At 60.5% G+C, this 14,785-nt stretch carries 12 protein-coding genes; 8 read left to right on the forward strand and 4 right to left on the reverse strand.

The window, feature by feature from the left end:
• Positions 1–31: 31 nt before the first annotated feature.
• From SAC06_RS02980 to SAC06_RS02990, 3 genes are read right to left on the reverse strand one after another with little or no spacing between them, the layout of a single operon-like run.
• Complete coding sequence (locus SAC06_RS02980; RefSeq protein ID WP_350258732.1) at positions 32–1,027, reverse strand: ABC transporter permease; 996 nt, start codon at positions 1,025–1,027, stop codon at positions 32–34.
• Positions 1,024–2,553 (reverse strand): sugar ABC transporter ATP-binding protein, encoded by a 1,530-nt coding sequence (locus SAC06_RS02985; protein ID WP_350258733.1) that lies wholly within the window; start codon positions 2,551–2,553, stop codon positions 1,024–1,026. The genes SAC06_RS02980 and SAC06_RS02985 overlap by 4 nt, the downstream gene beginning before the upstream one ends.
• Positions 2,537–3,568, reverse strand: coding sequence for an autoinducer 2 ABC transporter substrate-binding protein (locus SAC06_RS02990; protein ID WP_350258734.1), 1,032 nt, complete (start codon positions 3,566–3,568; stop codon positions 2,537–2,539). Before SAC06_RS02990 ends, SAC06_RS02985 begins: the two co-directional genes overlap by 17 nt.
• A 626-nt stretch (positions 3,569–4,194) precedes the next feature.
• On the opposite strand from SAC06_RS02990, the gene argS reads away from it, so the two are divergent.
• The 3 genes from argS (at position 4,195) to SAC06_RS03005 (ending at position 7,720) form a co-directional block, all read left to right on the forward strand.
• A complete protein-coding gene (gene argS / locus SAC06_RS02995) occupies positions 4,195–5,874 on the forward strand; it encodes an arginine--tRNA ligase (RefSeq protein ID WP_350258735.1) in 1,680 nt (559 codons plus the stop codon).
• A 228-nt stretch (positions 5,875–6,102) separates the two neighbouring features.
• Positions 6,103–6,804, forward strand: a complete 702-nt coding sequence (locus SAC06_RS03000; RefSeq protein ID WP_350258736.1) for a DUF6801 domain-containing protein — start codon at positions 6,103–6,105, stop codon at positions 6,802–6,804.
• A gap of 82 nt (positions 6,805–6,886) precedes the next feature.
• Positions 6,887–7,720 carry a L,D-transpeptidase gene (locus SAC06_RS03005; protein ID WP_350258737.1) on the forward strand — a complete coding sequence of 278 codons (834 nt, stop codon included), beginning with the start codon at positions 6,887–6,889 and terminating at the stop codon, positions 7,718–7,720.
• 8 nt (positions 7,721–7,728) lie between these two features.
• Here the strand turns inward: SAC06_RS03005 and SAC06_RS03010 are convergent, their stop codons facing one another.
• Positions 7,729–8,313: an adenylate cyclase gene (locus SAC06_RS03010; protein ID WP_350258738.1), complete on the reverse strand. Its 585-nt coding sequence runs from the start codon at positions 8,311–8,313 to the stop codon at positions 7,729–7,731.
• A 516-nt stretch (positions 8,314–8,829) separates the two neighbouring features.
• On the opposite strand from SAC06_RS03010, the gene SAC06_RS03015 reads away from it, so the two are divergent.
• The 5 genes from SAC06_RS03015 to SAC06_RS03035 all read left to right on the forward strand — a co-directional run bounded on the left by SAC06_RS03015 (position 8,830) and on the right by SAC06_RS03035 (position 14,783).
• Positions 8,830–10,620: a nucleoside-diphosphate sugar epimerase/dehydratase gene (locus tag SAC06_RS03015; RefSeq protein WP_350258739.1), complete on the forward strand. Its 1,791-nt coding sequence runs from the start codon at positions 8,830–8,832 to the stop codon at positions 10,618–10,620.
• Positions 10,621–10,771: 151 nt separating this feature from the next.
• Complete coding sequence (locus SAC06_RS03020) at positions 10,772–11,923, forward strand: DegT/DnrJ/EryC1/StrS family aminotransferase (RefSeq protein ID WP_350258740.1); 1,152 nt, start codon at positions 10,772–10,774, stop codon at positions 11,921–11,923.
• A gap of 13 nt (positions 11,924–11,936) precedes the next feature.
• Positions 11,937–12,977 (forward strand): ATP-grasp domain-containing protein, encoded by a 1,041-nt coding sequence (locus SAC06_RS03025; protein WP_350258741.1) that lies wholly within the window; start codon positions 11,937–11,939, stop codon positions 12,975–12,977.
• Positions 12,967–14,175, forward strand: coding sequence for a hypothetical protein (locus tag SAC06_RS03030; RefSeq protein ID WP_350258742.1), 1,209 nt, complete (start codon positions 12,967–12,969; stop codon positions 14,173–14,175). The genes SAC06_RS03025 and SAC06_RS03030 overlap by 11 nt, the downstream gene beginning before the upstream one ends.
• On the forward strand, positions 14,172–14,783 hold the full coding sequence (locus SAC06_RS03035; protein ID WP_350258743.1) for a sugar transferase: 612 nt from the start codon (positions 14,172–14,174) through the stop codon (positions 14,781–14,783). Before SAC06_RS03030 ends, SAC06_RS03035 begins: the two co-directional genes overlap by 4 nt.
• The last annotated feature ends 2 nt before the right edge of the window (positions 14,784–14,785 follow it).

Below are 14,785 nucleotides of genomic sequence, written 5' to 3' on the forward strand. Positions count from 1 at the left end.
ATCCTTCGGTCCCCGAGCAACTGAAGCTGTTTCATTTGGCCACTCCTGTCCGTTTGTCGATGATTCTTCCGGTCACGACGTCCACCGAAACGGCGAGCGCGACCGCAATTCCGACGATTGCGCCGGTCCAGAGGGATGGGACCCCGGCCAACACGACACCGTTTTGCAAAACTGCGATGAAGAGGAGGCCTCCGAGAGTCCGGATGATCCCGCCCTGCCCGCCGAGAATTGAGGTCCCCCCGACCACCACCGCTGCAATCGCGGCGATGGACATGTCGGCACCGCTAGCGGCCTGAACTACGCCCACGCGGCCGATATAGAACAAAGACCCGAGGCCGGTGAGGGCGCCCATCAGCGCGTAGGCCATCATGGTGACCTTGTTGGCAGAGACTCCAAGGAGTCGCGCCCCTTCGGGATCATTCCCGACCGCGTAGATGTGCAGGCCAAACCGGCGACGCTTCAACACGTAGGCCAGTGCGATGAAGACCAGCAGAATTGGGATGATCAGGATGGGGAACCCTCCCAGTGTCTGCCCCGAGAAAATGGGCAGTACGGGACTGGAGAACCGATCCTTTTTGGCCCAAAGAACGAACAGGACACTTTGAAAGATGGCTGAAGTACCCAGAGTTGCGATGATTGGAGCCACCCGGCCAAATACCACGATGGACCCGTTCAGCAAGCCGAGGGTTACTCCGGCGATCAGGGCTGATGCCACCACCAGCAGGGGAGAGGTTCCCGCTGCCATCATGGTGGCGATCACCCAGGCTATTACCCCCAGCATGGGTCCGGCCGAAATGTCGATGCCGCCGAGCAAAATGACAATGGTCATCCCCGCGGCGAGCATCGCCAGATCACCGCTATTGACAATAATGTCTTTGAGATTGCTTGGGTTCAGAAACTGAGAGCTGAGCAGGCTGAACACCACCAGTGCCGCAATCAGCAGCACGGGCATGAGTCCGGCTCGGATCAGCCTGATAGTCCTCAGAGATGAATCCTGTTGAGGCGCAATGGCAGTTGCAGTGCTCATCTCACTCCTCCCATTTCATCGATTCCCAGCGTTGCTCGCAGCACCGCATCTTCGGTGATTGCTTCACCCTCCAGTGAGGCGGCAATCTTTCCCTCACGAAGGATCACGACCCGGTCGGCTACTGCGAAGAGCTCGGGAAGCTCACTCGAGATGATCACGACGCCAATTCCCTGATCGGCCAGCCTCAAGATCTCCGAGTGAATCTCAGCCTTGGTGCCGACATCGATTCCCCGGGTCGGCTCGTCAAGCAGCAGGAGCTGGGGGTCTGTCGCTAGCCACCGCGCCAGCAGTGCTTTCTGTTGATGGCCACCCGATAGGCCCGTGACCGGGAATTTCAGATTTGGGGCTTTGATCCGCAGCCGGTCCAACCAGTCCTGGCCCAGTTTCTTCAGGCCGGACAAGTTGAGTTTGCCGAACACGTTGCTGAAACTGTCCAGCGAAGCACTCTCGATGTTCTGGCCGGTACTCATGTACCGGAAGTTGCCCTGGGTTTTCCGGTCTTCCGGAAGGTAAGCCACACCCTTAGACATGGCTTGGCGGGGTGACTTGGGCCGGTAGGTTTCGTTCCTCAGGAGCATCTCTCCAGACTCGGGCTGAGTGTCGCCGAAGATGCAAAGTGCCAACTCGGTCCGCCCGGCGCCCACCAGTCCGTAGAGCCCCAGGATCTCTCCCGCCTCCAGCTCAAGGTCGATGGACTCGAACTCTCCTTTCCGTGAGAGTCCTTTGATCTGCAGGAGCGTCTCCCGCTCCACCCGGCTCTGCCTGCGTGTGACGTTTTGAACCGTCCGACCCGACATCATCTTGACGATGGTGTCGTGCGTTGCCTCGCCGGCGGGAATATCGCCGGCTAGGACTCCATCGCGCAACACCACGACTCGATCGGCCACTCGCGGGATCTCGTCAAACCTGTGTGTGATGTACAGGATTGAGACTCCTCGCGTAGCCAGACGATCAATGGTGGCGAAAAGCCGGTCCACCTCGCTGGCGGTCAGAATCGAAGTCGGCTCGTCCAGGATCAGCACTTCACATTTGACGTCTACTGCACGGGCAATCAGGACCATTTGCTGCTCGGCCAGACTGAGGGTTCCCATCGTTCTCGAAAGGAGCCGCGGGTCCAGGTCCAGGTCAACCAGGGCCTCGGCCGCATGCTTGCGCATGGCCTCCCAGGTCAGGTTCCCCAACTTGTCCGTGTTCTCCCGGCCCACGTAGAAGTTCTCCAGCACGGTGAGGTGGGGGAAAAATGACGGTTCCTGATAGACGATGCTCACACCCGCTGCCATGGAAGCAGCGGGAGAAGCCGGGGAGTAGGGCGTGCCTTCCAGCTCGATTTTGCCTTCATCCGGGCTGTAAGCACCCACCAGGATCTTCATCAAGGTGGATTTCCCAGCTCCGTTCTCGCCGAGTACTGCCAGGCGTTGACCTGGCAGCACGTCGAACGAGACGTCATTCAGGGCAACCGTGGCGCCAAATCGCTTCGTTATTCCACGAAGTGACAATCGCGGGGTTGACTCAGTAGTTGTACTCATCGACGTTTTCCTTGGTGAAGACCATCGGGTCGCCAAGCAGCAAAGTCGCAGTCTCTTTATCGAAGATAATGGGCTGGTCGAAACCTTCTACGGTGTTGCTTTCCTGGATTTCCCGGCCGTTGGCCAGCTCGTTCATCGCCCACACGGTCAGCGCACCCAACTTGGGAACGTCCCAAAGAACCGTCGAAGTCATCGTTCCGTCCTTCAGGAAAGGAGCCGCTGTCTGGGGCGAACCGAAGCCGGTGAACGCGATCTCCCCGGACTTACCTGCATTCCGGATGGCCTGGCCAACCCCGGGAATTGCGGTGGACGGAATGGCAATCACCCCGGCCAGCTCTGGGTTCGCGGTCATCAGGTTCTGGGTTTCCTCCAGAGCCTGCTCGGTGGTGGTGGTATACCTGATTCCACCGACGAGCTCCATGTCCGGGTACTTCTCTTCCTGCTGTGCTTGAATTGCCTCAATCCAGCGGGTGAAGGTGTCGGTATCCGGAGCGCCGGAGACAATCGCGTATTGGCCCTTGCCGCCGGTGGCGTTGGCGATCTCGTCCATGGCGGTGGAGCCCAGTCCTTCATCGGTAGCCTGCTGGACAAACAGTTGCCGCTCACTGTCCGGTGCGTCTGCGTCCGAGGTGATGACCGAAATCCCCTTCTGGCGGGCAGATGCGATGGCGGAGTTCATGGATTGGGGATCAAGCGGAGAGATCGCGATGGCATTGAATCCCTGCTGAACCAGGCTGTCAACAATTCGAAGCTGCTCGGCAGCGTCGGCAGTGGCGGGCCCGGCCTGTTCGTACTTGATCCCAAGTTTCTCTGCCTGCTGGGAGGCCCCATCGTCAAAGCCTGAGAAGTAGGGAATTCCTTCAACCTGTGAAACGAATGCGACCTTGATATCACCGCTGGAAGATTGCTGGGAGCCAGGGTCTGCCGAGCCTCCCGCGTTGCCACCGCCAACGGTACTGCACCCGCCGAGGAGCAGGCCTGCTGCGGCCAGCCCGATCATAGCTTTGTTTCTCATTGGAAGACACCTCCATGTGTCAGTCACTGTGTGTGGGCTCGTGCCCAAACACATAGAATCACTTATACCTACAACTATCCATACCTATAGGTACAAGTTTCTATCGTGTCGACTGGCTCACATTTGTGACCGAGGGGAGTTTCCCGAATCTTGGCCGATCGCGGCCGGTGGGATCCGGATAGGTTCCTGCCGGGGCATACCAACTTGTTCCATGCGCCCACCTGAGGGAATAGGGCCAACTTGCGCTCAAGTGTGAGCGTGGCGCCCGGCGGGCACGCTGACAACTACCAGGTCAGGAGCCCGTTCAGTTCCCCGGCATAGGAGCAAGATCGGTCCGCCGGCTCGGTCCGGCCGCCTGGTGGCGGGGCAGTCTTCGAGACGAGAGTGGCGATAACGCAGCCTGCGCCCGTTGGGCGAGGCACAAAACCAGCCGTCCCGCCAAGATCGTCCTTCCTATTATCAGGACCTATGCCCCACCGGGTGAGGCATAGTGCGCTTTCCGTCGGCAGGATAGCTTCCCCACAAAGGCGCCCACCAGGGCGTTTGCTGGCCTGTGCAGCGGGGATGTAACCGGTCTTGCACTATTCGTCTGGCAGCGAAGGGGCCTATCTCGCTACTCTTGAACAGTGACTCCAGAAGAACTCTCAGACATTATCGCCACCGTGATCGCCACTGCTGCGCAGGAGGGGACCCTGCGCATCCCGGTGGAAGATCTTCCCACCACGGTGAAGGTGGAACGCCCGCGCAGCCGCGAACACGGCGACTGGGCCACAAACGTGGCGATGCAACTGGCGAAGAAGGCGGGGCTGGCACCCCGACAACTGGCGGAAATCCTGGCGGATGAGCTGGCAGAGCAGCCAGCCATTGACCAGGTTGAGGTGGCCGGACCGGGATTCATCAACTTGCGACTGTCGGCCGGGTCGGCCGGTGAGCTGGCGCGGGCCATTGTCACCGCCGGTGAAGAATACGGTACCAACCAGGCCGAGGCTGGCAAGACCATCAACCTGGAATATGTTTCCGCCAACCCGACCGGTCCGATCCACCTGGGTGGGGCGCGTTGGGCGGCAGTGGGGGACTCGCTGGCTCGGCTCCTGCGTGCCTCCGGTGCCTCGGTGGTTCGGGAGTACTACTTCAACGATCATGGTTCCCAGATTGACCGCTTCTCCAAGTCTCTGCTCGCGCGGGCTCGCGGGCAGGAGGCGCCGGAGGACGGCTACGGCGGGCAGTACATTGCCGACATTGCGGCCCGGGTGCAGGCGGAGGCACTGGCGGCCGGCGAGCCGGATCCGGCTACGCTCCCTGATGACCAGGCCCTGGAGGCGTTCCGCTCCCGCGGCGTTGACCTGATGTTCTCGGAGATCAAGCGGGAACTGCACGAGTTCCGGTCAGACTTCGACGTCTATTTCCATGAGGATTCCCTGCACGAGTCGGGGGCGGTCGAGGCCGCTATCGCTCGGCTCCGGGAACGTGGAGTCATTTTCGAGGCGGAGGGCGCCACCTGGCTTCGCAGCACCGACTTTGGGGACGATAAGGATCGGGTGCTGATCAAGTCCAATGGTGAGGCCGCCTATTTCTCCGGGGATGTGGCCTACTACCTCGACAAGCGCTCTCGCGGGGCCGACGTGTCCGTCCTGCTGCTGGGTGCCGACCACCACGGCTACATTGGCCGGATGATGGCCATGTGCGCCGCCTACGGTGACGTTCCGGGTGAGAACCTGCAAATTCTGATTGGCCAAATGGTGAACCTGGTCAAGGACGGCGAGCCGGTCCGGATGTCGAAGCGTGCCGGCACGGTGGTGACCCTGACCGACCTGGTTGAGGCGGTTGGGGTGGATGCGGCGCGCTACTCGCTGGTCCGGGCGTCGATGGATTCCAACCTGGACATCGATCTGGACCTGCTGACCAAGCGGTCCAACGACAATCCGGTTTACTACGTTCAGTACGCCTACGCGCGGACCCGCTCCGTGGTGCGCAATGCCGACGAACACGGCGTGCGTGACCAGCTGGACTACGATGCTTCGGCGCTGGATCATCCGGCCGACAAGGAACTGCTCGGGGTGCTGGCGCAGTTCCCGACGGTGGTCGGGATGGCTGCGGCCGAGCGTGAACCGCACCGGGTCGCCCGCTACCTGGAGAACCTGGCCTCCACCTACCACGCTTGGTACGGGCAGTGCCGGGTCACCCCCCGCGCCGGCGAAGAGGTGGATGCCGGACACGTGGCACGCCGCCAGTTGAACGAGGCGGTCTCGGTGGTCCTGCGCAACGGGCTGGGTCTCCTGGGGGTGGCCGCGCCCGAGCGGATGTAGATTGACACCTAATTGAGTGGCTGGGACTTGGAGTTTTTGGTCCCAGCCACTTAATTTTGCCCTGGAGGTCAGAGCAGCCGGCGGCACTGGCTAGCATTGGGCCGGGCCCGTGATCCGGGCCGCCCCGGGCTAGCTCGGCTGGCCCGGCTCAACTCAGCCTGCAACCCCCTCAATGGCCCGGCCTGAACCTGGACCCGAAGGCCCTTAGGGGAGAACCGAGACACGACCATGCTCAAACCAAAGAAATCCCACCTCGCCGCTCTGATTGGCGCCCCACTGACTCTGGTGAGCCTGGGCTTGGCGACTACGTTGGTTGCCGCGCCGCAGGCCAGTGCAAAGACCCTGACCCAGAGCTTCGATGTCACCTGCACGCAGCCCAATGTCAACGGTGGGGACCCATTTGTGGTCGGAGCAGTCGCAAACATTGCCATCCCGGACGCCGTCTACTTGGGTGACGAGGTGATCTTGGATGTGAGCGTTGATCTGGCTTTGCCGGCGGCAGTGGCCGAGGCGGTGAGAGGTAACGGGTACGACTCGCTTTCTGGGAGTGGCTCGGTCAGCGCCCTGGTAGTAGCCCCGGGTGGTGAGGAACAGGTCTTGACCGTGCCCTCCTACCCGCTGCCGTTTACCACCGTGCCGGATCCGGCGGACGCGTTCGGGATGCAGCTCCAGTTGGCTTTTCCCTCCTACACCTTTGCTCAGGTTGGAACGTACGACCTGAGCGTGCTGCCCAACTCGATCCAGATTTCCGGAGTTACCGTCGAAAGCTCCACCGGAGGTTCCTGGACCATCGGCGACTTCAGCTGCCAGACCAACGTGGGGATCACCGTTGACTCGGTCGAGGTGGTGGCCGGCCCGGGCCAGCCCGATCCAAAACCGGCGCCGGCCCCCGAACCCTCCCACCCCAAGCTGCCGGTGGTCGCAGGCTAGGGACCGGTTGTTGTTAGGCCGACTGAAATACTATGCCCGCCACTCCCTGGACGCCGGGCTTCGCCTCGTTCAGGTGGTGGCGGTGTCTACGCTGGTAGGAGCCAGTGCCGGCTGCGCCCAGATGCCGCCTTCCAACCGGGTCGAGGACATGCCTGTGTCGGACACGGGTATAACTGTTCCCTCCCCGCGGGCTCTCACGGGAGAGGAGATTTCCAGCCTGCCGGCTGCCACCCACGGGGCGGTGATTCCGGGCCTGCTTCCGTTCTCGCAGGTCACCAGCGTGCCCGCGACCGGCTACACGCTGGTGCGCGACGCCGCTCTGTACGGGCCGGATTGGAACCGTCCGGTGGCGCGGTTTCCGGCGCGGAACTTCCTTGGGGAGCCGAGCGTGGTCGTGGGAGTAGCCGAGCAGGACGGCTACGTTTCGGTCCTGACCCCCGCGCGGCGCGAGCTGCCGTCGGCTCGCCCGGCCGCGGCCACCACTCCGGCCGCCGCCCAAACGGCTGCTTGGATTGCCCGCGAGGACCTGGCCGAACCACGGCCAATCACCACGTGGATCCGGGTTTCCGTCGGGGAGCAGACCCTGACCATTTTTGAAAGGTCCAGCGAGCAGGCCAGTTTCAGGATTGGGGTGGGAGCCGCCCAGACCCCAACGCCGACCAATGTCACCGGCTATTTGCAGGCGCGGTATTTTGACCCCGATCAGGGGCAGGTGGACCACCGTATTCAGCTGACATCACTGCACGCCACCGAGCAGGACGAGCCCTATGCCGGGCAGGATGGCGGCCTAATTGGAGCTCATTTCCAGGATGTGGCGGACGGGGCTGTCTCGCACGGGTGCCTGCGGCTGGACGCGGAGGCGCTGGCGGAGGTCGACGCGCTGCCGCTGGGAACGCTGGTGACGATTGTGCCCTAGTGTGCGGGTTACGGCTGGGCCAGCTCGCGCTGGTACTGCTCTGCCCATTCCGAGTACGGGTGGTTAACTAGGGAGTCGTTCGAGAACCGCGCGTCGTTGGTTACCTCTGCCAGGCAGAAGCCCGGCACGATCAGGTTTGTCACCGGTGAGGTGCGTTCGCATTCGGCGATGATCAGCGGGGCGTTCTCTCCGCTGAACTGGTCGATTACCCAACCGTCTTCATCCAACCAGACACCGTAGCGGCGCTTGGATAGCGTGATCCCGCCAAGCAGCGACATCTCGATGCCAACGTTGAGGTCTAGTTCGCGCTCCGCCTCGTACCGAATCCCGCTATTGCCCGGGCCCTTGACCGTGAGCATGCACAAATCGAAATCCTGGGCGAACAGCTCGATCGGCTCTTTCCCGGAGGCATCCTGGGGAAGGTGGCGCCGGGCCTCGGTCGCCTGCAGCCGGATCCGCAGTCCGTATCCGCCGGCCGCCAGGAAGTACGTTTGAACGATGACGTTCGGGCGCTGATCGCCCAGAAGGTCGGCTGGGAGCCGCCGGACCAGAAACCGGCGTTCGTACTCAAAGTCCACTTCGTCGGAGCGCATGAGTCCAGTCTACAAGGACAGTTGGGCCTGGTGGCGGTCAAGGCACCTACTAAGTCAATTGATTGTTGAAAAATCGACGATATGTAGCAACAGAATGATGTCCGTGCAGGTGAGGTCCATGCAAGCTACTCATTAATAAATCATTTGGTCGATTCTGCATGAGGCCCAACCCGAATGCGATGAGGTTTTGCACAGGGACATCGGTCCCACCGGGGACGTTGTGCTGATCTCTTCAGGGTGCAAATGGCGGAAACTGGCGGACTTGAGACGATCTGTGCAGGTCCAGCTCATGTCGCCTTCCCAGACTTGGCATTATCCCTGAACGTGCGCTGGGATGCAAGTATGGTCATCGTTTTTCTTCTGACTACGTAGCATTATGTGACATATGAGGTCTGGACATTAATTCATTGGGGCGTACTATGGAAAAGAACTTCGAGTTGGCTAGGCCAGATACCTATCAACCTTAGCTTGCTCGAGTTCCCCATTGGTGCGTGGTGTTGACTAAAGAGAGCAGTGATGAAGAAGTCTTTGAACTGGGTCTATGGTGGGTTTGACGTTCTGGCCTGGTGCATAGCCACTCTGCTAGCCGTGGCGCTCCGCTACGACGTTCACGTGAGCGCGGCCGAATGGAAGTCCGCCGGGCTGATTCTCGTGGCGGCGGTTCTTCTGCAACTGGCCTTTGGCTACGTCTTCTATCTCTACCGAGGGCGCCATCGTTGGGGATCGTTTGAGGCGGTCCGTGAGGTGGCCCTGACTGCAGTGATGACCGGTCTCTCCCTGTGGATCATCACCTTCCTTTTTGTCGATCATCTGCATCTTTCTCGGACCATTGCCCCAATCGCTACTGGATTTGCGCTGCTGTTCATGTTCTTTAGCCGATACGTGGGTCGCCTGATCGCTTCCGAACACCTCACTCGAGCCAAGCAGGGAAAGCCGGTGATCCTGATCGGGGCCGGCTATGTGGGCGAGCACTTGGCGCGGCGGCTGACAACCGACTCCAATGCAGAGCTCATGCCCGTGGCTTTCCTGGACGACGATCCCGATAAGGCTCATCTTCGACTGTGTGGCGTACCCGTCCGGGGGACCATTCAGGATCTGCCCAAAGTGGCCCATGAAACCGGCGCCACGCAGGCGATTGTCGCCTTGGCGCAGCCTTCCCCCACGCTTTTGCGCGACATTCAGGCACAGGCCAAGCAAATGGGCCTGAAGGTAATGATGATGCCTCCGCTGGAGCAGGTGCTCCGCTATGGCCTGAGTGAGAATCGTCTGCGCGACCTATCTATTGAAGACCTCCTCGGTCGCTCGGTGGTCGACACCAATGTGGAAGAAATCGCCGAGTATCTGAGCGGGAAGCGCGTATTGGTCACCGGTGCTGGTGGCTCGATCGGCTCACAGCTTTGCGCAGAGATCACCAAGCACAATCCGTCCGAGCTGATCATGCTGGATCGTGACGAGACGGGCCTGCAGCAGACGCAGCTGAAGGTTCGAGGCAACGGGCTGCTGGACTCTAACGAGGTAGTTCTGGCGGATATCCGGGATCGGGAAGCGCTGGAAGAACTGTTCCTGAATCGGCGCCCCGACGTGGTGTTCCACGCGGCTGCGCTCAAACACCTGCCGATGCTTGAGCAGTATCCGGATGAAGCTTGGAAGACCAACGTGCTTGGCACCTACAACGTCCTGTGCGCGGCCGATCGGGCCGGGGTCAAGACGTTCATCAATGTGTCTACCGACAAGGCGGCTGATCCGACCAGTATCCTGGGCCTGTCAAAGCGCTTGGCGGAGCGGCTGACCTCCTGGATGGGTCAAAAGAATGGCGGCCGCTACTTGTCCGTTCGGTTCGGAAACGTGATTGGGAGTCGTGGCTCCATGCTGCCGACGTTCCACCGGCTGATTGAAGAAGGAAAGCCGCTCACTGTTACCCACCCGGATGTAACTCGATACTTCATGACGATTCCTGAGGCTTGCCAGTTGGTGCTGCAGGCGGGCGGAATCGGCCGAGTCGGCGAGGTGCTTATCCTCGATATGGGTGAGCCGGTGCGGATCCTGGACATTGCCGAGCAGATGATTGCTCTTTCCGGGAAGGATATCGAGATCGTCTTCACGGGCTTGCGTGAGGGTGAGAAGCTGGATGAAGTGTTGCACGGAGAGTTGGAACAAGAGGATCGTCCGTTCCACCCCAAGATCTCCCACGCGGTGGTTGAACCGCTGTGCCGTGACGGTCTCAGCCTCGATCAATGGCACGAAATGGTCGCGCTCGAGCCCGAGCAGAGGCGACAGGTTGATCAGTACGTCAACCAAACGGTTTGAGCCCTCTGCCCCCGGTTCTCGGCTGGTTCAATTAAACGAGGCTCGAGGATCAAGGGACACCGAGGGGGCTCTCCTCTGCAACAAAGCTGACCTGGTGATTGTCCCAAGTTCAGAGTCGGCTAACCTGGAAAAATGAGCATAAGGACGTCAAGTGAACGATAGAATTCATCTCTCATCTCCGGATGTCACACAGTTGGAGGAGGACGCCCTGGTCCGTGCGATCCGCTCCGGGTGGATTGCCCCTCTGGGGCCGGAAGTTGATGCGTTTGAACGGGAGCTGGCGGACTATTCACAGCGGGACTACGCCGTGGCGCTCTCGTCGGGAACGGCGGCCCTGCACCTGGGACTCCTGGCGCTGGGCGTGCAACCAGGGGATGCGGTGCTGACCTCATCCCTTACGTTTGCGGCCACTACCAATGCGATTGTCTACACCGGGGCCGAGCCCATCCTGGTCGACGCTGACTCGACCGGCAACATCGATCCCAATCTGCTGGAAGAGGCATTCGCTACGCTGCAGCAGGAGGGCCGTTCGGTTAAGGCGGTGGTACCGGTAGACCTGCTCGGGAAAGTGGCCGACCACGAGCGCATTCAGGAGATCGCGGCCAAATACGGTGCCAGTGTCCTGTCCGATGCAGCCGAATCGCTCGGTGCCACGCGGGCCGGCAAACCCTCCGGAGCTTTCGGAGTGGGCGCAGCCATTTCATTCAACGGCAACAAGATCATGACCACTTCTGGTGGGGGTGCCTTCCTGACCGACGACAAGTCGTTGGCCGACCACGTCCGCTACCTGGCGACGCAGGCCCGACTACCGGTCCCGCACTACGAGCATGTGGATATTGGCTATAACTACCGCCTGTCCAATCTTCTGGCGGCGCTTGGGCGCGCCCAGCTCTCGCGCCTCGATGGCATGATCGAGCGGCGCCGCCAACATCGCCTTGCCTACTTGAACCTGTTCTCTGGTGTTCCAGGGGTTGAGATCTTCGGCGAGCCCTCGGGAGCCAGCGGCGGACCCAACCGGGACAACTTCTGGCTTACTACGATTCTGATCGATCCGACGAAGGCCGGGTTCACACCCGAAGAGCTGCGCGTTGCCCTGGCGGACAAGAACATTGAGGCTCGGCCAATGTGGAAGCCGATGCATTTGCAGCCGGTGCACTCGAGCCGCCGAGCCTTCATTACGGGAGAAGGGGAACGTCTTTTCGATCAGGGCCTATCCTTGCCTTCCGGCTCAGTATTGACCGATGACCAGTTTGAGCGGGTGTGTGCTGAGATCCAGTCATTCCTCGCTGCACGCCAGCGCTAGTGGGAGCCCGAACATGAAGAGAATCAACGTCCTACTGTGTTCGGCTGGCCGCCGCCCCTACCTGGTCAAATGGTTCAAAGAGGCGTTGACGCTCAACCAGCTTGGTGGCGAAGTAATCGTGGCGGATGCGGATTTGACCGCTCCGGCGAAAGCTTTCGCCGATGGATTCCTCCAGGCTCCCCCGGTTGAGGATCCGGCATATCGGACCTGGCTCCTGGAAACCATTGGGCAGCGCGAGATCTCAGTAGCCTTCAGCATCAACGATTTCGAGCTGTCCACCTGGGCCAATCTTGGTGAGGATGACGACGAGCTGAATCGGCTGATCCGGCTCTCTCGCCAAACGCAAGCCCTGGCCGAGGACAAACTCGCCATGAGTCACCTGCTGACTTCAGCTGGGTTGACGAACCCTCCCACCGTCTTGGCATCGGCAGCTGAGACGCTCAACGGAGAAGCTTGGGTGACCAAGGGGCGGTATGGAAGCGGTTCTCGAGGGTTGGCTTTTGTCTCCAACGAGGAACTGTCATCGGCCATCAGCCGGGCGGTGGACGAGGTAACCGGTCCGACCGGGGGGAAGCCGAGGAGCTTGAGCGAGGCCCTCGACTGCCTGATCATCCAGCCCCGAATCGAAGGGCAGGAATACGGCCTCGACGTCGTTGCGGATCTGGACGGGAACTTTGCCGGAGTACTGGCCCGAAAGAAGATCGCGATGCGCAACGGTGAGACCGACAAAGCAGTCAGTGTCGATCCCGCTCCGTTTGTCGACTTGGCCCGCAAGCTCGTGGGAGTGTTGGGTCACCGCGGAAGTGTCGATGTTGACGTAATTCAAGATGCGAACGGTGACCTATCGTTGATCGACATTAACCCTCGCTTTGGCGGCGGGTACCCGCTTTCCCATCTGGCTGGAGCTCACCTCCCAGCAGCCGTTGTCGCCTGGTGTGCGGGCTTGGCTCCGCAGTCCGATTGGCTGCAGTGTGAGCCGGGAGTAGTTGCTGCCAAGTACGTCGAGGCAACAGTCGTGCCATTGGTTGAGGCGGAGCTACCAGATGGGGGATAAGCTTCCTCAACCCAGCAAAACTCGCTTGCCCGTGGTCGTTATTGGAGAGGCCGCGGTGGTAGGGGTTGTGCAGTTTATTCCCATGATTGCTCTCGACGTGCCTCAGTATGCTCTTTATGCTGCGATCTACCTGTGGTACGGGGCGCTGCTTGCGTATCTTTTTGCTTCGCTGTCAGATGTCTGGGCGCGTATCTTTCGGACCTCTCGCTCTGAGTACTCTCGAGCCAGTACCTACTATTCCGTTCTCACCTCATCGGTCATTTTCTCGATCTTGATCACTACCGCCGGGATGCTGGTCCTTCAGCAGGGATGGCTGCTCTCCGCTCTCTCGGGCTTAGCGGTGGGCTTGGCTCTGTACCGGGCCGGTTCCCGCTACTATCTAGTTGCGGTAGGTCCCGCACTTAGAAGCGGGATGGCTGATCTCTGCGCAGCGGTACTGTCTGTTCCACTGATCCTGGTGTGGATTAAGTCTGGTCACTACGGCACCGAAGCTGCGATCGCTACCTGGCTGTTCTTGACTCTGATCTACATGCTGGTGACCTGGTCCCTCCCCAGGTTCAGTCTCAAATTGACGGGCTCGTGGTTCCGCCACAATCGCAGGACCATCACCGCGATGGCAACTGAAGCCACCCTGATGAATATCTCGTCTGTGGGCACTCCCTATTTGGTGGGTGCGGCGGTCGGCGCGGTGGGCATGGCCGCCTTGCGGAGTGCAACCTCTGTCGCATATCCGGTCCGGCTGATTTTGAGTCCGCTGAGGTCGAGAATTGTGGTCGGAGCTTCTGGGACGCTGATGAGACTGTGCGGGCAAGCCTCCATCTTAGGTTTGGTGCTTGGGTCCGGCGCCGCAGTGGTCCTGGCGCTCTTCAATGGGCTCGGGTTCTTGCCCCATTCTGCCTTGGCCTTGCTGTCGAACTATGCCATCCCCGTCGGGGTCTATGTCGCGGGGACCGCTCTGTCCACCACGCTGCAGTTCTGGGCGCGAGGACATGATGCAGGCCGAATCCTCCTGGTGAAACGGCTGGTACACACCGCGGTAATTCTGGGTGGAACGCTGATTGGCGCTGTGTTTTTCGGGGTCGAGGGCGCGATGTGGGGAACTGCCGTCTCCACCTTACTGACTTCGGTTCTTTGGCTGATGGGCACTAGGAACAACCGACCTGCCGCAGCCGCAGCACAACGAGAAGAGGGACAGTGAATCAACATTTTCAACAGGTCGTTGCAACGCTCTGTCTACTGGTGATCAGTCCGCTCCTGCTGGTCATCTCTGCCATCATCTGGATTGTTGATGGCTCCCCGGTGATTTTCCGCCAGACCAGGGTCGGTCGAGGCGAAAGAGAGTTCACCATCCTCAAATTTCGAACCATGGTCAACGGGGCCGACCAGCAGTTGGGGGCAGGAGGAAAGCCCAAAAGTCGGCTGACAAAGACTGGCAAATGGCTACGGAAGTCCAGTCTCGATGAGCTTCCCCAGCTGGTTAACATCAGTCGGGGAGAAATGGCTTTCGTTGGACCAAGGGCGTGTCTGCCGGAAGTGGCGGCGAATATTCCCCCTGCACTGCGGGGGAGATTCAAAGTCCTGCCCGGGGTCACCGGACTGGCCCAAGTGTCAGGTCGAAACACGGTTCCCTGGTCAAAGCGGCTAGAACTTGACACTGAGTACGCCCAAAAACGGTCGACCTGGCTTGACCTGAAGATCCTGGCTCGGACCGTAGTTGTGGTGTTCTTTGGGATCGGGTTCGTTCCCGATCGAAACACCGAAGAGACTGACGATCTGAACCTGCTGGGAAAAGGAAGTGAGGGGTGAGC

It is taken from the genome of Scrofimicrobium sp. R131 (assembly GCF_040256745.1).
GTDB lineage: Bacteria > Actinomycetota > Actinomycetes > Actinomycetales > Actinomycetaceae > Scrofimicrobium > Scrofimicrobium appendicitidis.

Excerpts from the sequence above, each read along its gene's own strand:
- SAC06_RS02980 (WP_350258732.1), bottom strand. The coding sequence starts at position 1,027 with ATGAGCACTGCAACTGCCATTGCGCCTCAACAGGATTCATCTCTGAGG.
- SAC06_RS02985 (WP_350258733.1), bottom strand. The coding sequence starts at position 2,553 with ATGAGTACAACTACTGAGTCAACCCCGCGATTGTCACTTCGTGGAATA.
- SAC06_RS02990 (WP_350258734.1), bottom strand. The coding sequence starts at position 3,568 with ATGAGAAACAAAGCTATGATCGGGCTGGCCGCAGCAGGCCTGCTCCTC.
- SAC06_RS03000 (WP_350258736.1), top strand. The coding sequence starts at position 6,103 with ATGCTCAAACCAAAGAAATCCCACCTCGCCGCTCTGATTGGCGCCCCA.
- SAC06_RS03010 (WP_350258738.1), bottom strand. The coding sequence starts at position 8,313 with ATGCGCTCCGACGAAGTGGACTTTGAGTACGAACGCCGGTTTCTGGTC.
- SAC06_RS03015 (WP_350258739.1), top strand. The coding sequence starts at position 8,830 with ATGAAGAAGTCTTTGAACTGGGTCTATGGTGGGTTTGACGTTCTGGCC.
- SAC06_RS03025 (WP_350258741.1), top strand. The coding sequence starts at position 11,937 with ATGAAGAGAATCAACGTCCTACTGTGTTCGGCTGGCCGCCGCCCCTAC.
- SAC06_RS03030 (WP_350258742.1), top strand. The coding sequence starts at position 12,967 with ATGGGGGATAAGCTTCCTCAACCCAGCAAAACTCGCTTGCCCGTGGTC.